General features: G+C 60.7%; 21 protein-coding genes. 9 read left to right on the top strand and 12 right to left on the bottom strand.

Features of this window, described 5'->3' with window-relative positions; all coding sequences use genetic code 11:
- Nucleotides 1-37: 37 nt before the first annotated feature.
- Entirely contained in the window at nt 38-1,291 is a 1,254-nt protein-coding gene (gene waaA / locus ACFC20_RS12710) for a lipid IV(A) 3-deoxy-D-manno-octulosonic acid transferase (protein WP_375193331.1), read from the bottom strand.
- 122 nt (nt 1,292-1,413) lie between these two features.
- Between waaA and lpxL the strand changes: the two genes are divergently transcribed.
- Genes lpxL through ACFC20_RS12690 form a run of 4 tightly spaced genes read left to right on the top strand, consistent with a single transcriptional unit; the run spans nt 1,414 to nt 5,530 of the window.
- Nucleotides 1,414-2,361 carry an LpxL/LpxP family Kdo(2)-lipid IV(A) lauroyl/palmitoleoyl acyltransferase gene (lpxL, locus tag ACFC20_RS12705; RefSeq protein WP_375193330.1) on the top strand — a complete coding sequence of 316 codons (948 nt, stop codon included), beginning with the start codon at nt 1,414-1,416 and terminating at the stop codon, nt 2,359-2,361.
- 9 nt (nt 2,362-2,370) lie between these two features.
- Nucleotides 2,371-3,375, top strand: coding sequence for an ELM1/GtrOC1 family putative glycosyltransferase (locus ACFC20_RS12700; RefSeq protein ID WP_375193329.1), 1,005 nt, complete (start codon nt 2,371-2,373; stop codon nt 3,373-3,375).
- Nucleotides 3,372-4,490, top strand: coding sequence for a glycosyltransferase family 4 protein (locus ACFC20_RS12695; RefSeq protein WP_375193328.1), 1,119 nt, complete (start codon nt 3,372-3,374; stop codon nt 4,488-4,490). Before ACFC20_RS12700 ends, ACFC20_RS12695 begins: the two co-directional genes overlap by 4 nt.
- A complete protein-coding gene (locus ACFC20_RS12690; protein ID WP_375193327.1) occupies nt 4,487-5,530 on the top strand; it encodes a glycosyltransferase in 1,044 nt (347 codons plus the stop codon). The genes ACFC20_RS12695 and ACFC20_RS12690 overlap by 4 nt, the downstream gene beginning before the upstream one ends.
- A 21-nt stretch (nt 5,531-5,551) precedes the next feature.
- Here the strand turns inward: ACFC20_RS12690 and ACFC20_RS12685 are convergent, their stop codons facing one another.
- Entirely contained in the window at nt 5,552-6,349 is a 798-nt protein-coding gene (locus tag ACFC20_RS12685) for a glycosyltransferase family 2 protein (protein ID WP_375193326.1), read from the bottom strand.
- 131 nt (nt 6,350-6,480) lie between these two features.
- Between ACFC20_RS12685 and ACFC20_RS12680 the strand changes: the two genes are divergently transcribed.
- Genes ACFC20_RS12680 through ACFC20_RS12670 form a run of 3 tightly spaced genes read left to right on the top strand, consistent with a single transcriptional unit; the run spans nt 6,481 to nt 10,819 of the window.
- Nucleotides 6,481-7,902, top strand: a complete 1,422-nt coding sequence (locus tag ACFC20_RS12680; RefSeq protein ID WP_375193325.1) for a mannose-1-phosphate guanylyltransferase/mannose-6-phosphate isomerase — start codon at nt 6,481-6,483, stop codon at nt 7,900-7,902.
- The gene (locus ACFC20_RS12675; protein ID WP_375193324.1) at nt 7,899-8,804 is read left to right on the top strand and encodes a lysophospholipid acyltransferase family protein; all 906 of its coding nucleotides are present in this window, start codon (nt 7,899-7,901) and stop codon (nt 8,802-8,804) included. The genes ACFC20_RS12680 and ACFC20_RS12675 overlap by 4 nt, the downstream gene beginning before the upstream one ends.
- The gene (locus ACFC20_RS12670) at nt 8,798-10,819 is read left to right on the top strand and encodes an O-antigen ligase family protein (RefSeq protein WP_375193323.1); all 2,022 of its coding nucleotides are present in this window, start codon (nt 8,798-8,800) and stop codon (nt 10,817-10,819) included. Before ACFC20_RS12675 ends, ACFC20_RS12670 begins: the two co-directional genes overlap by 7 nt.
- On the opposite strand, the gene ACFC20_RS12665 is transcribed toward ACFC20_RS12670, so the two are convergent.
- Genes ACFC20_RS12665 through ACFC20_RS12650 form a run of 4 tightly spaced genes read right to left on the bottom strand, consistent with a single transcriptional unit; the run spans nt 10,816 to nt 14,736 of the window.
- Nucleotides 10,816-11,826 carry a hypothetical protein gene (locus ACFC20_RS12665; protein WP_375193322.1) on the bottom strand — a complete coding sequence of 337 codons (1,011 nt, stop codon included), beginning with the start codon at nt 11,824-11,826 and terminating at the stop codon, nt 10,816-10,818. The genes ACFC20_RS12670 and ACFC20_RS12665 overlap by 4 nt on opposite strands.
- 7 nt (nt 11,827-11,833) lie before the next feature.
- Nucleotides 11,834-12,904, bottom strand: coding sequence for a CDP-glycerol glycerophosphotransferase family protein (locus ACFC20_RS12660; RefSeq protein WP_375193321.1), 1,071 nt, complete (start codon nt 12,902-12,904; stop codon nt 11,834-11,836).
- Nucleotides 12,905-14,023, bottom strand: a complete 1,119-nt coding sequence (locus ACFC20_RS12655) for a glycosyltransferase family 4 protein (protein ID WP_375193320.1) — start codon at nt 14,021-14,023, stop codon at nt 12,905-12,907.
- Nucleotides 14,020-14,736, bottom strand: a complete 717-nt coding sequence (locus ACFC20_RS12650) for a 3-deoxy-D-manno-octulosonic acid kinase (RefSeq protein ID WP_375193319.1) — start codon at nt 14,734-14,736, stop codon at nt 14,020-14,022. Before ACFC20_RS12650 ends, ACFC20_RS12655 begins: the two co-directional genes overlap by 4 nt.
- 153 nt (nt 14,737-14,889) lie before the next feature.
- Between ACFC20_RS12650 and ACFC20_RS12645 the strand changes: the two genes are divergently transcribed.
- Nucleotides 14,890-15,954 carry a glycosyltransferase family 9 protein gene (locus ACFC20_RS12645; RefSeq protein WP_375193318.1) on the top strand — a complete coding sequence of 355 codons (1,065 nt, stop codon included), beginning with the start codon at nt 14,890-14,892 and terminating at the stop codon, nt 15,952-15,954.
- 87 nt (nt 15,955-16,041) lie between these two features.
- Here ACFC20_RS12645 and ACFC20_RS12640 read toward each other — a convergent pair whose 3' ends face one another.
- The 3 genes from ACFC20_RS12640 to glnE all read right to left on the bottom strand — a co-directional run bounded on the left by ACFC20_RS12640 (nt 16,042) and on the right by glnE (nt 20,446).
- The gene (locus ACFC20_RS12640; RefSeq protein WP_375193317.1) at nt 16,042-16,449 is read right to left on the bottom strand and encodes a DUF6165 family protein; all 408 of its coding nucleotides are present in this window, start codon (nt 16,447-16,449) and stop codon (nt 16,042-16,044) included.
- An 87-nt stretch (nt 16,450-16,536) separates the two neighbouring features.
- Nucleotides 16,537-17,463 carry a branched-chain amino acid transaminase gene (locus ACFC20_RS12635; RefSeq protein ID WP_375193316.1) on the bottom strand — a complete coding sequence of 309 codons (927 nt, stop codon included), beginning with the start codon at nt 17,461-17,463 and terminating at the stop codon, nt 16,537-16,539.
- 76 nt (nt 17,464-17,539) lie between these two features.
- A complete protein-coding gene (glnE, locus tag ACFC20_RS12630; protein WP_375193315.1) occupies nt 17,540-20,446 on the bottom strand; it encodes a bifunctional [glutamate--ammonia ligase]-adenylyl-L-tyrosine phosphorylase/[glutamate--ammonia-ligase] adenylyltransferase in 2,907 nt (968 codons plus the stop codon).
- 80 nt (nt 20,447-20,526) lie between these two features.
- Between glnE and ACFC20_RS12625 the strand changes: the two genes are divergently transcribed.
- The gene (locus ACFC20_RS12625; protein WP_375193314.1) at nt 20,527-21,693 is read left to right on the top strand and encodes a potassium channel family protein; all 1,167 of its coding nucleotides are present in this window, start codon (nt 20,527-20,529) and stop codon (nt 21,691-21,693) included.
- Here the strand turns inward: ACFC20_RS12625 and ACFC20_RS12620 are convergent.
- The 3 genes from ACFC20_RS12620 to ACFC20_RS12610 form a co-directional block, all read right to left on the bottom strand.
- Nucleotides 21,684-22,550: a CYTH domain-containing protein gene (locus ACFC20_RS12620; RefSeq protein WP_375193313.1), complete on the bottom strand. Its 867-nt coding sequence runs from the start codon at nt 22,548-22,550 to the stop codon at nt 21,684-21,686. The genes ACFC20_RS12625 and ACFC20_RS12620 overlap by 10 nt on opposite strands.
- A 90-nt stretch (nt 22,551-22,640) precedes the next feature.
- Nucleotides 22,641-22,862 carry a hypothetical protein gene (locus ACFC20_RS12615; protein ID WP_375193312.1) on the bottom strand — a complete coding sequence of 74 codons (222 nt, stop codon included), beginning with the start codon at nt 22,860-22,862 and terminating at the stop codon, nt 22,641-22,643.
- Between the two features lie 28 nt (nt 22,863-22,890).
- A complete protein-coding gene (locus ACFC20_RS12610) occupies nt 22,891-23,655 on the bottom strand; it encodes a porin (protein WP_375193311.1) in 765 nt (254 codons plus the stop codon).
- Nucleotides 23,656-23,771: the final 116 nt, after the last annotated feature.

The raw sequence follows: 23,771 nt of genomic DNA, 5'->3' as shown, positions 1-23,771 counted from the left end.
CACGGAGGCGGGCCGCAGCCTGGCAGTCCGCCCGGTATCAGACCCGCTCGATGATGCCGTCCACGACGCGATCGAGTGCTCCACGATTGCGATTGACGACTTCAAGGGCCCGGCGCCCGATGGCCAGCCTTTCCTCATCGTCACTGAACAGATGGCAAATATGGCTGGCGAGGTCGTCACCATCGTCGACCAGTTTTACGCCATGGTCGTCCAGCAAACGCTGGTAGATGGTCTCGAAGTTGAAAATATGCGGGCCGGAAAACACCGGGATGCCCCATGCGGCAGGCTCCAGCGGGTTGTGGCCACCCCGCTCGATCAGAGAGCCGCCTACGAACGCCAGATCGCTGGCACCGTACAGCATCATCAACTCGCCCATGGTGTCGCCCAGGTATACCTGCGCCCCGGCGGGATCTTCAGAAAGTGACCGGCGGGCCAGGCTCAGCCCCATCTTTCCGGTACGCTCGGCCACCGGCCCGAACCGGTCCGGATGACGGGGCACGAGGATCAGCAATGCGCCCGGGTGCTTCTCCAGAACCTTGCAGTGGGCCGCCAGCAGCTGGTCGTTCTCGACGCCGTGGGTGCTGCCGGCAATCCATACCGGCCGGCCAGCCAGGGATTGCCTCAGTGATTGCGAGGCTTCGCGCACCAGCTCGGGGATGTCCACGTCGAATTTGACACTACCGGTTACCGCCACCTTGGCCGGCACCACGCCAATCCGGCGGAATCGCTCGGCGTCTTTTTCGGCCTGGGCCGCTACCCAGCTGATACTCTGCATGATCGGACGGGCCAGACTGCGGACACGCTCATAGCCGCGGGCCGAGCGCTCGGACAAACGGGCGTTGATCAGAAACACCGGCACCCGGCGGTTCCTGCTCTGGCGGATCATGTTGGGCCAGATTTCGGTTTCCATGATCACCAGAATCCGGGGCCCGACCCGGTCGAGAAACCTGCGGATGCTTCCCGGCGTGTCGTACGGTGCGTAAGCGTAACGCACCTGATCGCCGAACATCTTGCGCGCCTGGGCCAGCCCGGTGTCGGTCATGGCAGTCATCAGGATGGTGATGCCCGGATTGCGGGCGAGCAAGCGTCGCACCATCGGCGCAGCGGCGATGGTCTCGCCCACGGAGACCGCGTGCACCCAGACCACCGTACCGCTGGCCCGTGGCACTATACCGAGGCGCTGGTACCAGTTACGTCTGAGCTCCGGAGCCTTGCGGCCATGCCACCATAAGCGCAGGAGAATAAACGGCAGAATCAGCCGGATCAACTGGGAGTAGATAAATTGCAGCACAGGGGACTCCGGGCAAAACAGTGCGTTATGATAGCGCAAAACCTATTGATTTGCTTCCGATTGCCGCCGGGCGACCAGGCGCGTCCGGCCCGGAAACCGACATCTTGCAGGACCCGCTCCACGTGAACAGGAAATACCGTAAGCTCCCGCGAAACACCGACTATTCCGCCTACCGGCATCCCCGGTGGTGGCCCACCTGGCTGGGTATTGCCCTGATGTGGCTGGTTTCGCAACTGCCTATCCGGCTGCAATGGTGGCTTGGCAGGATCGCCGGTCTGCTTGCCTACCGACTGGCCGGGAGTCGGCGCCATATCACCGAGGTGAACATTCGCCTGTGCTTTCCCGAACTGACAGCGCCCCAACAGCAGGCGCTGGTGCGCAAGGCCTTTATCGCCAACGGCATCGGTCTTCTGGAGCTGGGCATTGCCTGGTTCCGCAATCCGGCCAAACTGACCGGCATTACCCGCGTTCACGGGCTCGAGCATTTTGAAGCGGCGCTGAAACACGGTAAAGGCGTGTTGCTGCTGGGCGGCCATTACAGCACCCTCGACCTGGGCGGCAGCCTGGTAACCCAGTACATAGAAGCCGATGTCATGCAGCGGGACCACAACAACCCGCTGATGAACGCGGTGATGACCCGGGCCCGGGAGCGCCGCTACGGCACGGTCCTGGGCGCCCGCGACCTGCGCGGGCTGTTTCGCAGCCTGAAACAGAACCGGGCGGTCTGGTACGCCACCGATCAGGACTACGGACGCAAGGACATTGTCTTTGCGCCGTTTTTCGGCATTGAGGCGGGCACCATTACCGCAACGTCCCGGATTGTGGAACGCAGTGGCTGCCAGGTAGTGCCGTTCAGCCACTTCCGGCGGGAGGATGGCCCGGGCTACGATATCTACTTCCATCCAGCCCTGGAGAACTTCCCGAGCGGGGACGACCTCCAGGACGCAACCCTGATCAACCAGACCATCGAGCGTGAAGTCCGGCGTGCCCCGGACCAGTACTTGTGGATGCATCGACGGTTCAAGACCCGTCCGGACGAGTCGGATCCGGGTTTCTACAAACGCAGGTAACAGAGCGGCATGACGGATCACCCGAAACAGGCCAGAAAGGAAGCACCCGTCGTCTGGCTTCTGACCGACAACAAGCCCGGCCATCGCAACCAGCTCAAGGGGATTGGTAATCGGCTACGGGTGTTGACCGGCGCCGCCACACACTGGGTGGACGCCACCACCCAGTCGATTTCATTATGGCGCGCGGTGCTGGGCGCTGCCCCGCGGATGCACCCGGAGCTGCCGCACCCGGACCTGGTGGTGGCCGCAGGCACCGGCACCCACCGACTGCTGCTGTCGCTACGCCGACTGCGCGGGGTGAAAACTCTGGTGATTATGAAACCTGGCTTTCCCCTGTCGCTGGTGAATGGCGCGGTGATTCCCGCACACGACCGCGTGCCGCCCGGAACCCGTACCCTGGTCACCGAGGGAGTGGTTAACGCACTCACGCCCCTGGCCCGGATTACCGAAAAGCGGGAGGCACTGCTACTTATTGGTGGCCCATCTCCGCATTTCGACTGGGACGACGATGTCCTGCTCGGCCAGATTAACCATCTGATTGGCCAATACCCGGACTGGCGCTGGACCATCGCCACCTCCCGTCGCACACCGGGACCTTTACAGGCGCGCCTGGAGGATCTGTCCGGGCTGCGTGTGTCGGTGGTACACCCCGAGCAAACCCACGAGAACTGGCTGAGTCACCAACTGGCCGGTTCAAGAGCCGCCTGGGTCACGCCGGACAGCATGTCCATGGTTTGTGAAGCCGCCACCTCGGCCGTGCCCACCGGGGTTTTCGAGCTGGCCAACCGAACCGGCAGCCGCGTCGCCGAAGGCGTGGAACGCCTGGTACAGCAGGGTTATGTGGCGCGCTGGCCCGACCACGCGATCGTCATGGCCGGCCGAAACCCGGGCAACCGGACCCTCTGGGAGGCCGATCGTGCCGCCCGCTGGATTATCGACCAGAAACTGATCCCGGCCCCATCAGGCGACAATCGCAAAAGCTCCGCACACGGCGAGAGGGGATCCGCACCGTGAGAATTCTGCAGGCACTGCCGGCACTTTACAGTGGAGGTGTTGAGCGCGGCACGGTGGAGTTTGCCGCGGATCTTGTCAAACGGGGGCACGAGTCCTGGGTGGTTTCCAAGGGTGGCCCCATGGCGGAACAACTCCGCGGCCAGGGCTCCAGGCACGTGTATATGCCGATTCACCGAAAGTCCCCTGCCTCCTTCGGGCAGATATTGCCCATGCGAAAGCTGATTCTGGATCTCAAGCCGGACATCATCCATGTGCGTTCGCGCATGCCTGCCTGGATCATCTTCCTGGCCCTGAAAACCATCCCGAGGAACCAGCACCCCGCCGTGGTCTCCACTTTCCACGGCATGTATTCGGTCACGCCCTACAGCGCCATCATGACCCGGGCAGATCACATGATCGCGGTGTCCCGATGCGTGCAGGACTATGTTCTGAAGAATTACCAGGTGCCACCCGACAAGCTCACGGTTATCCAGCGCGGTGTCGATATCGAGGCCTTCCGCCAGCGCGAGCTACCTCCGCAATGGCTTGAGCGCTGGTTTCGGCAGTATCCACAACTTGCCGGCAAAAGGATCATCATGATGCCGGGGCGTATATCGCGCTGGAAAGGCCAGCTGGATTTCCTCGCCATGATGGCCCGACTGGTGCAGGCCCGCCCGGACTGCCATGGGGTGATCGCCGGGGGCGCCGAACCCGGCAAGGAACATTTCCTGGAGGAGCTGGAACGGGCAAGGGATCGCCAGGGACTCACAGAGCACGTCAGCTTCCTGGGCCAGCGCAATGACATGACCAACCTGTATCTGCTGGCTGACGTGGTGTGCCATATGAGCACCAAACCGGAACCTTTTGGCCGCACTGTCACCGAAGCCCTGGCCTCGGGAACGCCGGTGGTTGCCTACAATCGCGGTGGCGCAGCGGAAACCCTGGAGGCCTGCTTTCCCCAGGGCCTGGTGCCGCCGGACGATATCGGCGCGTTCACCGGAGTGATCGCGCGGATGCTGGATTCGCCGAAACCGACCATCGAGATTCCCTATCGGTTCCGCCTGGAAGCCCAGACCGAGGCCTCCCTGAACGTCTACGAGAATCTCCTCAACCGGCGCTCCGGCAAATCCACATGACCTCCGGGCGCCCCCTGACCATTGCACTGCTCCTGGCCACCCCCGGCAGCGGCTGGGGCGGCATGGAACAACACACGGCCGATCTGGCCCATGCGCTGGCGGCCATGGGGCACCGGGTGCATGTGCTGGGCCATCGGGCCTACGAAGCCCGGTTCCCGGCGCCCGTGCGTTTTCACCCGCTGCCGGTTCAGTTAAGTCGTCACAACCCTTTGCTGCACTTCCTGCTTCGCCGCAATATCCGCCAGATTGCACCGGATATCCTGCACTCCCAGGGCAACAAGGCGGCCCAGCTGGCTGGCAAAGTCGGCGGGCCGAATACCGTGCGAATCGGCACGGTCCATGGCATCAAGTCCAGCCACACAGCCTTTGACCGGATGGACCGCGTAATCGCCGTGAGCCCGGCGATCAAACGTGCCCTCACTCATCCGCGCTGTCACCTGATATACAACGGCGCCCACGTTGGCGAAGACTCCGGGCTATCGCCATCGGAAGTGGATTTGTCGCCAGGGACCACCCATGTGATTGCCGCCGGCCGACTGGAGCCGGTGAAGGGTTTCGACCGGCTGATTCACGCCTGGTCCCTGCTTGGTCCGGCCGCTGACGGCTGCCATCTGACGATTTACGGCGAAGGTAGCCAGCGCTCGGCGCTGGCGCAGCAGATTCGTGGCCTGGGCCTGGAAAACACCATATCCCTGCCCGGCTACAGCCCTGACCTGGCCCGACACTATCGACAGGCCCGAATGAGCGTGATCAGCTCCGATCGCGAAGGTTTTCCCTATGTCCTGATCGAGTCCTTGCTGTGCGGCTGCCCGGTGGTCTCGACCCCGGTTTCCGGGCCAATGGAGCTGCTTCCTCCGGAAGCCATCAGTGGGGGTCACGAGCCGGACGCCATTGCCCGCGCACTGACCCGTGCCCTGGCCAACCTGGAGGGACTTGCCGAGCGCGAGGCTACGGCCATGGCGTTCGCCCGGGCCAACCTTACCGTTGAGGCCATGGCGGCGAAAACCGAGGCACTTTATCGGGAAGCCCTTCCAGACTGATCCCCCGAACCGACCGGTCCGCTACGGTTCCTTGGCCTCACCCTCAAAGCTGGCCAGCATCTGCAGTTCCCGCGCCTTGGCCAGACGCATGAAATTCCGGTTGGCGGCGGTAATGGCCACGCTCAGGCCAAACCAGCCGTTCAGGATCTGCCGGTGAATGAAGTAATACTTCAGGAACTTCAGCGGAAACTCGACGAACAGCCGGGCACTGGAGATTTTTCGACCCTTTTTGGCCAGGAACCGTGCCTGCTCGCTCGACAGCTGGCAGTACTTGCGCTCCATCTGCTCCAGCGAGATCAGCGTGCGGTGCAGAACGTCGCCTTTCAGGTTCATCACCCGCCCGGCCGTTACTCTGGGGCGATCGTCATTGCTGTCCTGTTCCGGCTGTATGGCGGCTCGCTTGCGGTGATAAAGCCGCAGAATCCACTTGCTTTTGTCGTGGCGAAAAGGATGGCGGGCATCCGGCTGGGACAACACCCAGCGCATCCGGAACCCGGCAATATCGTCGGCAACAGGACGTGAGAACAAGGCCTGGATGTTGCCGACCAGCCGGTCCGAGAGGACCTCGTCGGCGTCCAGATCCAGTACCCAGTCATTTCGGCACAGGCTGGCTGCAAAGGCCTTCTGGCAGGCAAAGCCCTGCCAGTCGTTGTGCACGAATCGGGCGCCCGCCGCCTCGGCAATGTCCTGCGTTCGGTCCGTGCTGCCAGAATCGACTACGATAATTTCATCCACCCAGCCGGACAGCTTGGCCAGGGACTCGGGTAAGCGGAGTTCTTCGTTCTGGGTGATGTAATACACGGACAGCGGTAGCTTCATCGGAATTTCCGTTTTGAGGCAAGCAATTCAGGGCCGGTTCAGAACAATACCACAACCGCCTTGTGGTAAGATGGCGCCCCTGATTTGGACGATTTCCACGGCATTCTATAACTCAAGCCCGGAGTGCACAGATGATTCACCCCGTCATTATGGCCGGCGGCACAGGCTCAAGACTTTGGCCGATGTCACGCCAGTTGAACCCGAAACAGTTCCTGAAACTGACCAGTGGCCCCCTGTCGATGTTACAGGCCACCGTTGCCAGGCTTGAGGGCATGGACGCAGCCAACCCACTGCTGATCTGCAACGAGGAGCACCGCTTCCTCGCTGCCGAGCAGATGCGACAGTCCGGTCACGAGGACTCCCGGATCATCCTAGAGCCATGTGGACGCAATACGGCACCGGCCATTGCACTGGCCGCCCTGCAACTGAAGGAAACCGTTGCGCCGGATGCGGACGATCCGCTGATGCTGGTGCTTGCAGCCGACCACCTGATCAAGGACGTGGCGGCGTTTCAGGAAGGTGTGAAGAAGGCCATCCCCCTGGCCCGGGAAGGCAAGCTGGTGACATTCGGCATTGTGCCCGACCAGCCGGAAACCGGTTATGGGTACATCCACCGGGGTTCGGAACTGGGGCCGGACAGCTTTGCCGTGGACCGCTTCGTGGAAAAGCCGGACCTGGCCACCGCGAACGCCTATCTGGACTCCGGCGAGTACCTCTGGAACAGCGGCATGTTCCTGTTCGGCGCCCGTGAATACCTGAAAGAGCTGGAAGCCCACCGGCCGGACATCCTGTCTGCCTGCCAGGCCGCCATTGCCGACACCGCAGACGACCTGCATTTCACCCGGGTCAACGCCGAACGCTTTGCCGAATGCCCGTCCGACTCCGTCGACTATGCGGTTATGGAGAAAACCGACCGGGCCGCCGTGGTCTCCCTGGATGCCGGCTGGAGTGATATCGGCTCCTGGTCCGCGCTCTGGGAAGTCAGCGACAAGGACGACAATGGCAACAGCCTGACCGGCGATGTGATCACCCACAACACTGCCAACACCCTGGTGCGTGCGGACAGCCGTCTGGTGGCCACCGTGGGTGTGGACAACCTGGTTGTGATCGAAACCAAGGATGCCCTGCTCGTGGCCCACAAGGACAGCGTGCAGGACGTCAAGACCGTGGTGGAGAAAATTCGCAACGACGGCCGCCACGAGCACATGAATCACCGGGAGGTCTACCGGCCCTGGGGCGTGTACGACTCCATCGATAACGGCGCCCGTTACCAGGTCAAGCGCATCACCGTGAAGCCCGGCGCCAAGCTGTCGGTGCAGATGCACCACCACCGCGCCGAGCACTGGATCGTGGTCAGCGGTACCGCCCGGGTGACCAACGGCGACAAAACCTATCTGGTGACCGAAAACCAGTCCACCTACATTCCGGTGGGCCAGGTGCATTCGCTGGAAAACCCCGGGGTGATCAACCTGGAACTCATTGAGGTACAGTCCGGCTCCTACCTGGGCGAGGACGACATTGTTCGGTACGAGGACCGGTACGGCCGCAAATGAGCAAGATCAAATACTTTCTGATTGCCGGCCTGCTCAGGATCGCCGGCGGGCTTTCCCTTGCCGGGGCCCAGCGAATTGGCCGGTTTGTCGGCTACCTGGTGTGGCGCCTGCCCACCAAGTCCCGACAGGTTACTGACGTAAACCTGGATATCTGCCTTCCGGAGCTGACAGAGCCCGAGCGAGCGACCATGTCCCGGGAATCCCTGCGCCAGACCGGCATGACCATGCTGGAAGTGCCGCTGATGTGGGAATGGCCCGTGGACAAATGCCTGGGCCTGGTTCGGGAAACCGAGGGCCTGGAGTTGATCGACGAGGCCATGGCCGGCGGCAAGGGCCTGATTCTGCTGGCACCGCACCTGGGCAACTGGGAACTGGCCGGCCTGTTCTTCTCATCCCGTTACAAAATGGCGGCACTGTACAGCCCGCCCAACATGCCCGAATTCGAGGATTACATGATCAAGGTTCGCGGGCGCCTGGGCTCGGAACTGGTTCGGGGCGATCGACGGGGGCTGGCACGCCTCGCGGCGATCCTGCGCGAAGGCGGCGTTGCCGGCATCCTTCCGGACCAGTCGCCCCGGGGCAAAGGCAACGCGTTTGCCCCCTTCTTCGGCATGGAGGTGAAAACCATGACCCTCGTCTCCAAGCTGATCCAGCGCACCGGCGCCAATGTGCTGATCACCTACGCCGAACGCCTGCCAGACGCGGCAGGCTTCCGGATTGTGGTTCGCGACACCGGTCCGGGACTCGGAGACAGTGATCCGGTGGCGGCCACCACCGCCATGAACCAGGCCATTGAGCACTGCGTTCGGGAAATTCCGGCGCAATACCAGTGGGAATACAAACGCATGCGGCACAGGCCGCCGGGGGAGATCAACCCCTACAACCCGGATCGCGTATGCTAGCCATGAACGCCATGACCCGAATCCTCCCCGCAGCGCTATTGATGGCCGGCCTCGGCGGCGCCCTGCTGTCGTCCAGCGTCCTGGCAGGGGCTACACTGCTCCTGGCCATCGGCGGCATGGTCGTCAGTTTCCAGAAATCCCTTTACCGCGACGGCTGGGAGAAACCCAAGGAGCTCAGGCTCCTGCATTTTGCTTTCTGGTTTTTTGTACTGATCAGCGCGGTTTCCTGGGTCCTCGAGGGGTTCGATTACGAGGGTGGCAAGACCCTGGGGACCCACGCGCGCTTTATCCTGTTCTGGCCCCTGATTCTGATACTGACCCGGGCCGCCATCGGTGCGCGGGTGACGTTTACCGCGATCACGCTGATTTCGGTGTCCGTTCTGGCGGTTTTCCTGGTTACCATTGCAGCCCGCCAGGGCGCCTTGCATCACGTGCTCAACTCCCGCTTTGGCGGCGGCATCAATCCGATCAGCTTCGGCAACCTCGCCCTGCTCGGGGGCATGCTGACCATTGTCGGCTCGCTGTTCTTCTACCGCGACGGGCGTCGGCTGTTTGCTATTCCGGTGTTCCTGTTCGGATTGACGGCCATCGTCATTTCCATGCTCTCGGAAACCCGAAGCAACCTCGTTGCCCTGCCCTTCCTGCTGTTGGCACTGATTCCGCTGGTGGGTAAGCGGGCCCGTATTGCGGGCCTCGTTGCCATTCCAATCCTCGTGGCTGCCGCAGCCATCACCAGCGACCGGATGTCCAGTTCACTGGAAGGGTTCCTGAGCGATGGCAAGCTCGATAACGGCATGGAAATCCGGGTTGCGGTATGGGAAGAGGCCTGGGAGCTGTTCACCGAACATCCGGTTATGGGTGCGGGCCTGGGCGGCTTCAGCCGCCACATCCAGTCCCAGGTCGCAGCCGGTGAACTGCCCGAGTCCTTTCTTGAGTGTTGCACGGGGCATGCCCACAACGACCTGCTCAACACGGCGGCCACCAGCGGCGTCATCGGCGTGCTGAGCTGGGCTCTGCTGCTGTTCATCCCGTTTGCGGTGTTTGGCCGAAACCTGTTCGTCACCCATGTTCCCACTGCCCACCTGGCTGCCGCAGGCGTCATGGTCTGCACGGGCTATCTGCTCTTCGGGCTGACCGAGGCCACCTTCAACCGGTCGCTGTTCCTGACCTTCTACCTGCTGCTGGTGGCCTCCATTGCCTCGGCGATGTTCACGGAACTCAGCCGTTCTTACGTGCGCAACCGCACCCGCAAGGTGTCGGCCACCATCATCACCAAGAACGAGGAAGACCATATTGCCGACTGCCTCCGTTCTGCGAGACTGGTGGCCGATGAGATCATTGTCCTGGACAGCGGCAGCACCGACCGCACGGTGGAACTGGCACGGGAACTGGCCGACGTGGTTGAGGTGACTGACTGGCCGGGGTTCGGCATCCAGAAGCAACGGGCGCTCGAAAAAGCCACAGGCGAGTGGGTGCTCTCCCTGGATGCCGATGAGCGGATCACCCCGGGGCTGGCGCGGGAAATCAACCACCACCTGGCCGACCCGGATGCCGACGCCTACAAGCTGCCCTGGGCCGTGACCATCTACGGCAGCCGCCTGGACTTTGGCCGGAGTGGCCGCGCTCCCTTGCGGCTGTTCCGGCGGGAGGGCGTCCGGTTTTCCGACGCTCTGGTCCACGAGCGGATACTGATACCTGCCGGCAGGAAGGTTCGAACGCTTCGGGGGCGCCTCACCCATTACACCCACCGGGACTTCGGGCATTCCCTTGAGAAAAGCGCGAAGTACGCCTGGCTTGGCTCGCTGGAAAAACACCGAAAGGGCAAGAAAACCCGCACAATGATTTACCCCACCCTGCGAGGGCTGCTGACCTTCGTTCAGGTGTATTTCATCCGGTTCGGTTTTCTGGATGGTGCGGTGGGCTATCTCACGGCGGTCACCTACGCCCAGGTCACTTTCAACAAGTACGCGGGGCTTTGGACATTGGAGCGGCCGTCACGCGACCGGGAGCCTTAGCCCTGGCTCAGACGGACACTCTCAACCCCGGCCGCCCTGAACAGATCAAGCATTTCATCGTAATAGACCAGCTTTGAGGCCAGGGCGGGATCGTCGATCTGGACAACACGAATGTCCGGAAACATGGTTTTGAGGGTGAACAGCGCGGTTGAGGCAAAGCTGAAGAAAGCCAGATAACGGTGTCCTGACAGCGCCACTTCCACCTCAATGGGCCGCCCGGCCTGGCGAATATCCACGGGGTATTCTGCCAGCGCCTTTTGCAGTTCGTCGCGACTTTCCTTCCGGTGCATAAAATAAACGATTCGTCTCCCGGGATAGCTGCTCACGATGTGCTGCATTTGTAACGCGAGCCTTTGCAGACGATCCTTACCGCCGAATGGTTGCCCCAGAAAACCCACCAGCGGCTCCAGGCGACTGTCCCGGACCGTCGTCCGGAAACACTGCCGGAACACCGGAAAATCGTGATGGCGAACGTTTATCCGATCGGTAGTGGGTAACGGGAAAAAAGTGAAAAAAACAAGGCCTTGAGAAATCACCCGATGCGTTCGGATGCCCAGGGTTCTGAGCAACCGTCGCTTGGACACCGATATCCGCGATGGCATACCTTCGCGATGGATCGCGTGGTAGTACTTCACTGTCGCCAGGCCGTCATCGACAAAAATCACCTGACTGCTCTCGAAGCTCCGATAGAACACCTCGTGAATCCAGCTGGCCTTGTTGCCAATGAACAGTCGTTCAATTCGGCAACCAGACAGGCGTCTCGCCAGACCGGCAAGACGGACGTAGAACGTACGCTTGGTGAGATAGCTGATCTCGCACCCTCGCCAGCCCAGGGCACTTATCAGCATGGCCATTTGCCGTTCGGTCTCGCGATTATCTGGCCGGGCAATCACCAGAAGCGTATCCTCCGGCCTGCACCCATAGGCGTGCCTGGCCTCCGCGCAGCTGATCAACTGCAAGGGCGTGCTGGCAACAAATACGCTGATAGGGGCCGACGCGTCCGTCAAGGCATCGTTACTCCGGAGTCATCCTGGCCAGCTCCTTTCGCAAACGCCTTCTGACCTTGAGTTTTCTCAGAAGATTAAGTGGTTTGGGTTTCAGTTTGTCGCGTTTGGTGGTCAGGAAATCTTCAACGGCATCGAGCACTCGCGCACTGGAACGGCCATCCCGGAAGCTGTGGAGCTGGTCGCACAGCGAACGGGTTTCCTCCATAAGATCGCGGGGATACTCGAGGGCACGTTCCAGCGCCGGTTCAACTTCGTCAACCTCCTGGGCATCAATCAGGTAGGGGCCGGGCATTTTCGTGCGGAAGGTTACTACCGGTCTGTCCAGGAACATGAATTCGAACATGATCGACGAAGTGTCGCACAGCATCACATCTGCCTGCGGCAGCAGCGGCAGTAAATCCTCGTCACTCTCCACGAAACGCAGGTGCTCGCCAGCCAGGGCCCGATACTGATCGACAATTTCGCGGTCCATCTTGGGGTGCAGGGTTACGATGAACTTGTAGTGGCCACTCCGGGCAAGCTCACCGATCTTTTCCACCAGCTGGGGTGCGGAGGTGACCGAGCGGCTGAACGTTGACGCGTAGAAAACCACGGGCAACTCGGGTGCAGGCAGTGGCCGCCGGCCCGGAAGGTTCGCCGAAAGCAGTGGATCAAGTTTCGGCCAACCGGTGTGGGTAACGGCAAAATGGCCATGCTGTTCCGCCAGCTCACTGAACTTTTCCGTGTCCTTCAGGGCATGGGTGCAGTACAGGTCAAACCAGCCGCGAATCCGGTAGTGATCGCTTTCGTCCTCGCTGCTGTGACCACGCTTGTTCCTGGCCATGCCATGAAAGACTTCCACCTTGATACCCGGAAAAAAATAGGGAACCCAGTCTCCCGGCACAAAGGTGGCGTCTGCCTGGTAATCCATCACCTCCTTGACGTTTCGCAGACGACGTTCATCCGGGCGCAGGGGCGCGGTCGAGCAGCCGGCCACAAACCAGGCGGCTTCATCGCCGCGCCGGCGAATCTCCTCCTGCAGGGGACGCAGGATGGAATAGGAATAGGGTTGGTTTACGAAAAACAGATACCGGCGCATTCAGCCCTTGCCCGTCAGTGTCTTGTATAGGTCTCCGGTTTCCCGGACCGTTTGTGACGTATGGAAATCCCGGGCGATCCGTTCCCGCGCGGCCCGGCCCAGAGAAGCCGCCAGCTCACGATCGCGGTAGAGTCGCTCGATGGCAGATGCCAACTCACCGGTGCTCTTGGGCGCCACTACAAGACCACTGACACCTTCCTCGACGAGCTCGGGCATACCTCCAACCCGGGTCACCACCGGTGGCACTCCGTAAACCATGGCCTCTATAACAGCGCGGGGCAGGCCTTCGCGCACCGTAGACGGCAATACGAAAACGCTGCTGGCCGCGGCGATGGCCGGCGCGTCCGTCCGGAATCCGGTGAAGTGAATCCTTTCGGGGTGGGCGGTCTGGCCGGCCAGGGACCTGAGTTCCTCGTTCTTGTCCACGTCGCCCACAAGCAGCAGATGCGCCTCGATATCGTCCGGCAACTCGTCCATGGCGCGGATCAGTACATCAAAACCCTTTCGAGGGCTGTTGCGGCCGGTACAGCAGACCACGAAAGCACCCTCGGGAACATCGAATTCGGCAAGATCCGCAGGCTCGGCCTGATACCACGCCAGATCATGGCCCTTGTAGATGCGTTGGAGCTTGTGATCGGGAATGCGCATCCACAGGCATCGCAGACCCGCGAGATAATCTTTGATGGCGTCGGCCACGCAGACAATGCGGCTTACCCGCGGGTGCAGGAAGGTAATCCAGGATTCCGGATTGAAAAAACTGATGTTGCCGATCACGCCCCGATAGGCCACCACCTTGATGTCGGTGCCCCGGGAGGCTCGCAGGCCACAGGCCAGGGCTCGCGGGTTGTAGGCGTGAATCACATCGTAGGCTTTCTGGGATAGTTGCTCACGAATCGCCGCAGTGCCTTCCTTGTCGAACCGGTTCCTGAGCGCCATGGGTCTGGCGACCATGCCCTCATCCAGCAGGCGCTGATAATTCCGGCCCTTGGGGTTACACATGACATCAACGTTGAAGCCCGCATTCCGCAGGCCGATAAACAGTTCAGTCTCGGGACGATCGCAGGCGTCGGTGAGACAGAGTATGGACGGAAGCGATCCGTCTGGCTGTGGATTGGTCAAGAGGCCTTTCCCTTGTTGTAACCGTTCATGAATGAATCCCAGACCCGCCTGCGGGTTTCCTCGCCGGCGACCTTCACCAGCGAGCGGGCAAAGCGGTCGAGGTTCGCCTGCTGCCAACTGGCCGGACTGCCCTGGCCCATCAGGCGGCTCTTGTCGAAATCGATCAGGAAATACTGATCATCGCGCACCAGCACGTTGTAACAGTTGAGGTCGGCATGCATGACACCGGCATCGTGAAACCGACGGATGGTCGCCCCGAGCTGCTTCCAACCCTCGGGTGATGTCTCGGCGATTTGGTCCGCCAGCGGGACCACCCCTTGCAACCGTTCAATCAGAATTGCCGCCCGATACTGGATGGGTGACTGCTTGTGGTACCAGGCGGCCACCGGTCGGGGTACGGGCAGCGACATGGCCTCAAGCTGGTACAGCAGCCTGAACTCTGCAAACGACCGAACCTCTGATTCGCGACTGAACAGGTAGGTGTGCCTGGCCAGCTTCGCCATCAAACCGCCCCGGCGGTACTCCCGAAGCACCAGCCGGTTGTCCCCGGCTTCAACAAACCAGGCCGCGCCCCGGCCACCACTGCTGACCGGCCTGGCCATGTCGCCCCAGAATGCCGGCTGAAACCAGTCCTCGCTGACCCGGCCCCGGTAGTCTGGATGAACCAGCATGGCCGAGCCTTTGTTCCGGAGACAGATTTCAGACTCCACCATGAAGGGCTACCCGATCCTCGGAATAATGACGGAAACACGCGCCCCACCATTGAGACGCGTGGGCACGAGTGCGATAGAATGGCGCCAGTTTAGCAATGATTGCCAGCAAAGCTCCACAGCACCGGGCACCACCCTGAAACGGATACTGTTCTGATGAAGTCCATCTGCATTCTGCGCCTGTCCGCCATCGGCGATGTTACCCACGTGATTCCGGTTGTCTTGAGCCTTCAGGAGCAAATCCCCGGCGTTACAATCACCTGGGTGATCGGCAAGATCGAGGCAAAACTGATCGGTGATCTGCCGGGTGTCGAATTCATCGTTTTCGACAAGAAATCCGGTCGCAAGGGCTATGCCGAGTTGCGCCAGAAACTGAAAGGCCGGCGGTTCGACGCACTGCTACACATGCAGGTGGCGTTTCGGGCCAATCTGGCGTCGGCCTGTATTCCAGCCAGGCTGAGAGTCGGGTACGACAGGGCCAGGAGCAAGGACCTGCACAGCCTCTTTATCAACCGCCGCATCAAGCCGGCGCCGGAGCAGCACGTGCGGGACTGCCTCGCCAGCTTCCTCGAGCCCCTGGGACTTGAGCCCGCCCCGCCCCGCTGGCAGATTCCGCTCAGTGATGAGGACAACGCGTTCGCGGCGGAACAACTGGCAAGCGACCGCCGGAACCTGGTGATCAGCCCCTGTGCCAGCCATGCCCTGCGCAACTGGCCAGCAGAGCGCTACGCACAGCTGGCCGACCATGCGGTTCAGAAGCATGGCATGAAGGTCATACTGGTCGGCAGCCCCGCCCCCTTCGAGAACGCATACTGCGCGGCCATTGAAGCCGCCATGAAGGAAGAGGCCCACAATATCTGCGGCAAGGACACTCTGAAACAGCTGACTGCGCTGTTGGCCCGGGCCGACCTTGTCGTGGCCCCGGACACTGGTCCTGCCCATATTGCCAGCGCCGTTGGCACCGATGTTCTGGGATTGTTTGCCGCCAGCAATCCCTACCGCTCCGGCCCCTATAATTCCCTTGAGTGGTGCGTGAACCGCTACCCGGAGGCTTTGCAGAAATTTACCGGAAAGTCGGTGGAGCAGGCGCGCTGGGGCGCGAAGGCCGAATTCGAGGGAGCGATGGAACTGATTACAATGGCGGATGCCACGGCAATGCTGGACCGATGGGTTGAGGCGCACCCTGCGCCAAAAACAACAACGGCGCCACGAGCTGACTGACTCGGGCGCCGTTGGGATTTTGTCGGATTACGCTTTGCCAATCCGACCTACCGGCCTCGTTTTTCCGCAGGAGAGAGAAAGGCCCCCTCACTTTCTGGCGGTGTAATCCTGGTAGGACTTCTCTTCCACAAAACGCGAGCCCAGCGCCAGGTTCACTTCTTTCTTGATGGCGGCACGCTTGTCATTGGTGACATAAACGGCCCGGGCCAGTTCGATAAAACGGGGGCCGAAATCCTGCGCCGCTTCCTGGTCCCGGATATCGTCCTCGATGACCCACAGCTCTTCGTTCACAGCCTTGAGCTGCCGGCGCAGGTCTGCAATCTCCGAGGCCTTGTCCTTCACCGCCTCATCCCAGGTCGCGCTCAGTTCATCCAGCTCCAGGCGTACGTTCTTCAGTTTGGCTTCGTCCTTGATACGCTCGGACTTGATTTCGAGGATGGTGATCTTGTCCAGCACCTCGCCGAAAGATACCGGAACCTTGATTACGTCTGTCATGGCTTATCCTGCCTTTTCGAGGGAATTCTGAAACAACAAAGCCGCCGGGCTGTATCAGTCAACGGCGGCTCGCGATACCGGGTATGATCAACCCTTGACGTGGGTCAGCCAGTTGCTGTGCTGAGCCAGCTTGCCCTTCACCGCATCAAAGTACATGCCCTGGAGCTTCTCGGTGACCGGGCCCCGCTTACCGGCGCCGATGACCCGGCCGTCCAGCTCGCGAATCGGCAGTACTTCGGCAGCCGTGCCGGTGAAGAAGGCCTCTTCCGCCACATAGACTTCATCCCGGGTGATGCGACGCTCTTTCACAGTCAGGCCGAGATCACGGGCAAAATCGATAATGGTGGCCCGGGTGATGCCTTCCAGGCAGGAGGTCAGCTCCGGGGTGTGCAGCACGCCATCGCGCACAATGAAGATGTTCTCGCCGGAACCTTCGGCCACATAGCCCTCGTTGTCCAGCAGCAAGGCCTCCTCGGCACCGCCCGAAATGGCTTCGTTCAGGGCCAGCATCGAGTTGATGTAGTTACCGTTGGCCTTGGCCTTGCACATGGTGATATTGACGTGGTGACGCGTGTAGGAAGACGTGCGCACCTTGATCCCCATTTCCTTGGCTTCCGGCGACATGTAGGAAGGCCAGCTCCAGGCCGCCACCATCACGTGCACCTTCAGGTTGTCGGCCCGCAGCCCCATGCCCTCGGATCCCAGGAACGCCATCGGGCGAAGGTAGGCTTCGTCCAGATTGTTCTCGCGAACCGCTGCGCGCTGGGCCTCGTTCAGTTCTTCTTTGCTGAACGGCATCTTCATGTTCAGGATGTGGGCGGAACGGAACAGCCGGTCAGTGTGCTCTTTCAGGCGGAAAATCGCCGGGCCGTTCGCGGTGTTATAGGCACGCACGCCCTCGAAACAGCCGAGGCCGTAATGCAGGGTGTGGGTCAGGACGTGGGTTTTGGCTTCCCGCCAGGGAACCATTTCACCATCCAGCCAGATAAGGCCATCGCGATCAGCCATCGACATGCTACGTTGCTCCTAAAAAAGCCGTTTTCGGGGAACCGGCATTCTAGCAGGAAAGTCCGCCCGAATTGAATTTGCCTCAGGTCTCAATCATCACTTTTTTCCACATGGCACGGACGTAGTCACGCTCCTCGGGAAATGCATCTCCGGCGACCTGGCTGTTCAGGTTCTGCAAGGCGCGACGGTGAATGGTCGAGCGCAAGGCAATGAACGTTTCCCGAAGTTTTTCGGCATCTTCAACCGCCAGCACGCCGGCCCGGCCCAACTCTTCCATCTGTCGGATATTGTCCGACCACTGGGTCAGTTCCGGGTGCTCCGAGCACCAGGCCAGCATCAGATATTGCACCAGGAATTCGATATCCACGATGCCACCGGTGTCGTGCTTGATGTGGAACACCTCCGACTGCTGGCTTTCCGGGGTGCCGAGACTGGCGCGCATTTTCTCCCGCATCTCGACCACTTCATCGCGCAGCTTGGCGCGGTCTCTGGACTGGCAGAGGATGTCGTGCCGGATGGTTTCGAACGCTTCGAGGGTGTCCTTGCAACCGGCCACCCCCCGGGCACGGGCCAGGGCCTGATGCTCCCAGGTCCAGGCATCCTCGCGCTGGTATTTCTCGAACGCCTGGAGCGTGCTTACCAGCAGGCCGGAGTTGCCGGAAGGCCGCAGCCGCATGTCCACTTCATAAAGCTGCCCGGAGGGTGTCTGGGTACTGAGGATATGGACAATACGCTGCCCCAGCCGGGTGTAGAAAACCGCATTATCGATGGATTTTTCACCATCGGTGACCTGTTCCGGATCGGCCTTGTGCACAAACACAAGGTCCAGGTCGGAGGTATAGCCCAGCTCGATGCCCCCCAGTTTTCCATAACCAATGATGGCGAAGTCCGTCTCGCAGGCCGAGCCATCGGCACGGCGCGGATAGCCGTGACGACTCACCAGGTTGGCGAACGCCACCTCCACCACATGGTCCAGCACCACCTCGGCAATCCAGGTCAGGTAGTCGCTCACCTTCATCAGCGGCAGGGTACCTTTGAGTTCGGAAGCGGCGACGCGCAGGATATGGGCCTTCTTGAAGTGACGCAGGGATTCCATCTGTTCTTCCAGATCCTCGAATGGAATCCTGAGCATCTGCTGGCGCAGGTCATCCTGGAGCTCGGCTTTCGCCGGCGGATGGTACAGGCTCTCTGCGTTCAGCAGCTCGTCGAGCAGCAACGGTGTTTCCGCCAGTTGCCGGGCAATCCACGGGCTCTCACTGCACAGCCGGACCAGCTGGGTGCAGGCCCCGGGATTTTCCAGCAGCAGCACCATGTAGGCGGTTCGACGCAGGATCGCTTCCACCAGTTGCAGCACCCGGGACAGGGTTTCCGACGGATTCTCCACCTCCGTGAGCCTGGCCAGAAGCATCGGCATGAACTGGTTGAGCCGCCGCCGGCCCTGGGTCTGGAGGGTTTGCACGGTACGATTGGAGCGCAATTCGCCCAGCTCTGCCAAGGTGGTCTCGGGATGCTCGTAGCCGCGGTCTTTCAGCCAGCCCAGAGCAGCGGCGTCCTCCATTTCGGCGAGCCAGATCTCCTGCCAGCCTTCTTCCGGTGCGTCCCGATCTTCCTGGTCATCATCTTCGGTGGCAATGATATTGGCGAAGTGGGTGGCGACGCGCTTGCGGTGGGCCTGGAGCGCCTGGTCGCAGTCATCCCAGCTGTCAAAGCCCATGATCGCAGCGACCCGCGCCCGGGCCAGCGCATCTTCCGGCAACAGCTGGGTCTGTTTGTCTTCCATGCCCTGCAGCGCGTGCTCAAGGTTCCTCAGGAATATGTAAGCCTCCCGCAATTCCTGCACCACCGACGATGGCAGCAGCTCCAGGGCCTCCAGCTCCTTGAGGATCACCAGCAGTTCCCGCTGCTGGAGCTCACGGTCGCGACCGCCGCGAATCAGCTGGAACGCCTGCACCACGAATTCGATCTCGCGAATACCGCCGCTGCCGAGCTTGATGTTGTTTTCCATGCCCTGGCGCCTTACTTCCCGGCTGATCATCGCCTTCATGCTGCGCAGGGATTCAAAGGCGCTGAAGTCGATGTACTTGCGGTAGACGAAGGGCCGCAGGCTGTCCATCAGCACCTGCCCCGCCCGTTGATCGCCGGCCACCACGCGGGCCTTGACCATGGCGTAGCGCTCCCAGTCGCGGCCCTGGTCCTGGTAGTAGGTTTCGAGGGCGGCAAAGCTCAGGGCGAGGGCTCCGCTCTGGCCGTAGGGGCGCAGGCGCATATCGACGCGAAACACAAAGCCATCGGCGGTTATCTGGTCGAGGGCCTGAATCAGGCGCTGGCCAAGACGCACAAAAAACTGCTGGTTATCCAGGGAACGACGACCGCCCACGGTTTCGCCCTTGCCCGGAAAAGCAAAAATCAGGTCGATGTCAGAGGAAACATTCAGCTCCCGCCCGCCGAGCTTGCCCATTCCGAGCACCACCATTTTCTGGTCGGATTCCTGCCCGGTTATCGGATCGGCGCCCCGCGGGGTGCCGTACTGCTCACAGGAATCCCGATACAGCCAGTCCAGGGCGCCATCAATGCAGGTATCGGCGAAGGCACTTGTGGCTGCCATGGTTTCGGCCAGGTCGGCCCAGCGCATCAGATCCCGCCAGATAATCCGGAACTGCGATTCCATCCGGAACTGTCTCAGGGCTGTGTGCAGCGCCGGTTCTCCTTCCACCGTGCCCAGGAACTCCTGCCAGCGACTGTCGAGGTAATCCGGGGTGGTAGGCTCGGTCAGGGGACGCGAGTCAAGGAGCGCCCTGACCTGCTCCGGGTGGCGCTGCAGCGTCTGGCGCAGAAACACGCTTCGGGAGATTGCAGTGGCAATCACCGTCTCGCTCATACCCTCGGGCGAGACAAGCCAGTCCGGAACGCCCTCTGGAAACACCGAGTGCCAGCATCCGGCAACGTCGTCCGAAAGTCGTTCCGGCAAGCCCTGCCATGGCTCGGACATAATGCAACCCCCTGTTCCTCTGTTATATTTCCGGTACTCTATACCCTACTCTACCGCAACTGAACAGGCTGAACAGACGGATGCAGCGAAACCGCCGCCCCCTCAATCCGGAACATCAGGGCTCTCATCTGCCCATGGGCAGCCTGATCCGTGAACGCATGAAGCGCCTGTTCCTGCTGCTTGCCGGGCTGCTCACCCTGCAGATACTGGTGATCTGGGCGGTCGAGGACCTGAGCCTTTTCGAATCGGTGTGGATCACCATGACCACGGTGTCCACGGTGGGCTATGGCGACTTCGCTCCCAAGACCACAGTAGGCCGGCTGAGCACCATACTGATCATGTTCGTGGGCGCGATCACCCTGCTGACATTGATTGTCAGCGACTTTATCGAGTACCGGTTCTATCGCCGGGAACGCATTCTGATGGGCAAGTGGATCTACAAAATGAATGACCATATCGTGATCATCAACACGCCAAGAAGCGGCGGCGAGCAGTACTTCATGCGATTTGCCACGCAGATTCGCTCGATTCCGGATTACCAGACCATCCCGATCATGATTCTGACGCGCCAGTTCCCGAACGGCCTCCCGACGGAACTTTCAGACATTGGCGTTGTGCACTATCACGGTGCCGGCTTTGAACCAGAGTCGCTGAAGGCGGTTCACGCCGGCAGCGCAAGACACGTGATTGTTCTGGCCGCCGACGAGTCAGATCCCTACTCAGACAGCCTGACCTTTGACATCGCCCACCGACTCACCGAGCTGAATCTGGGCAACCGCACCATCGTGGAATGCGTCAACGACGAGAACCGTGGACGGTTCAAGACCCTGGGCGTACGAACCATTATCCGCCCCGTCCGCACCTACCCGGAAATCATGGTTCGCTCGGTGATGGCACCCGGTTCAGAGAAAGTGCTGGAAGACATGTTCAACTACGAGCACGATCATCCGCACCGGTACGATCTCACCCTCGACGATCTTAACTGGGCCGACATTGTCAGCGCACTGGTGCGTCACGGCATCGGCACGGCCCTCGCGTATATCGATGACGATAACGAGGTCATCTGTCATCCACCGACCGATCGTGAAATTGAAGGCAAGGGCTTAATCGTGCTGGTGAAATCCTCGGAGACGCCCGACGTGGAGGCGGTCGAGGAGGCGCTGGAGCGTCATCGCGCCTTCCTGAAACAATGGCAAGCCCACAGCGACACCGGAAAAGACGCGGACGAAGAAAGCGCTCAAACCTGACCCGCAGCGGCCAACTGCAGCTGAAGCCGTCCGAGCAGCGTGGCGCGCTCGGCAAACTCCCGAACCAGAACGCCGCGGGAGAGTTCATCGTTTACCTGGCGCCATAGCTCCGAACAGCCTGCGGCGTCTGCCGCACCCGCTACCCGCGACAGGTCCAGCATCTGGATTGGCACTGGTTTTTCCAGCAACCAGCCATGCCCGAGCGTCTTGAGGTAGGCGGTGACCGACAGTCTCTCGTGCCCGGCCTCCAGTTGGGGATGATACAAACCACCCAGCCAGTAACCCTGCTCGGCCTTGCTGACGAGATTAAGAAATACGGGCACCTCGTCCGCCAGTGCCAGGGCCGCATTCACCAGGCTTTCAGGGGCCCCGGATGTCAGTTCAAACTCGATTTCGTTCAGTGGCAGGCGTTTGTCACCCGCTTTTACGACACCGGAGTCCACTGCCACTTCGATGGTTGCAGCACCCTGTTGTAGCCAGAAGATCCGGCGCTGGAAATTGGTTTCAAACACCACGCCCAATTCGCTGAGGTCCAGCGTTCGATGCAAAGGCGTGTCAGCCAGCAGATCAAGATCGAGATCCGGGCCAGCCAGCGGCCATTCCCACTCCTCACGGGCATGGGCACCGTTAACAAACTCGCCCCGGGTTTTCAGGGTCTGGATAAAGGCATCGCCGGCCTTACGAATACGCAACGCCGCTTTCGAGCGGTTGAGCAGTCCGTCCGGTGTATCGAAATACCGATTGACCAGATCCATGGTTTTACCGGAATGCACGTCCGGCCGCCCGGTGAGCCACTGAACGGCCTGCTCCTGGGCATGCTCAGAGACACTCAGTTTGATTTCCAGTTCGGTCGCCATCGCTAAAGCCTGTTGCGGGTTTTATAAACGCAAAAACCGGCGACCCGAAGGTCGCCGGTTTTCATACTACCAGACTAGCTGATTAGCTGATCAGAAGTAGTAAACACCGCCTACTGCCAGAGCTGAGCGCTCGCTTTCGTTGGCAACACCGTAAACGCCATCGTCGCCATTGCCCAGGTAGCCTTCCACGTATACGTACATGTGGTCAGACAGGTTGTGCAGAGCCTGTACAGTGATGGTGTCACGCTCTGTGTCGTTTGCATCGTCAGCAACGTCCAGCTCGTAGGTAGCAGCGAACTGGTTTGCGCCCATGGTGTAAACAGCGTGAATGCCGTAACGGTCACCTACGTCTTTGCGAGTCTGAATACTGACCAGTCAGGCTCAGAGCGTCCAGGCCAACTGTTGCGCGCAGACCATAGGTGTTCTCGTTGTTAGCGCCACCGGCGCCGTCGTTGGAGTCCATTGCAACCGCAACTTCAAAGTTGTCCACAGCGTAAGTGGCAGCCAACTGATACGGGTAAGACTTTTGGCCGCTCTTGTCTGGCAGGGTCGCGTCGTCGAGATCGCCGTTAATCTGTACAGCGGCTCCGACAGTCAGGCCACCGAATGACGGGCTCATGTACTGGACCAGGTCGCCTTCGCCAGTTTCGTAGCCACCGCCAAAGTTGTAGGCAGCAAACTCGTAGAAGTTCGCGATCTTGTCAATGGCGCTCTCGTAGGTGGAATCATCAGAACCAACCCAGATCTGACCAAAGCTGTCGCCCTTGACACCGATGTAAGCCTCATCAACGTCTTCCAGACCGGTTTCACGGTCTTTGTCGTCTGCGGCAAGACCTTCCAGTTCCAGCTTGAAGAAGCCAGTGATCCCGGGAGCAATCTCGTGGTCGTGCTTGACACCCAGAGTTGAGCCGTTGTCGGCGTGCTCAATACCGTTTTCGCCACCCTTTACGTCAGCGTGATAAACAACGTACTGGATGTTGCCGTAGATCTGCGGCATGGAGTCCATCTTGGCAGCCAGCTCTGAAGCGGAGAGATTGGCCTGGGCAGCAGCGGCACCTGAGAAGGTAGCGGCTGCAATAGCAGATGCGATGAGCGTTTTTTTCATGTTGCGTCTTCCTTTTTGAGTTAACTCAGGTTTTAGCGACGGGTTCTTATCCCGATTTTTTAGGTTCTTCGCAGATAAGCGTGAAAAAGTAGGAGACGGCGGTAAAACCGGTTAGT

This window comes from Marinobacter sp. (assembly GCF_041984545.1).
Taxonomy (GTDB): domain Bacteria; phylum Pseudomonadota; class Gammaproteobacteria; order Pseudomonadales; family Oleiphilaceae; genus Marinobacter.
The sequence above is the reverse complement of the archived record's forward strand: the minus strand, read 5'-3'. Positions and strand labels throughout refer to the sequence as shown.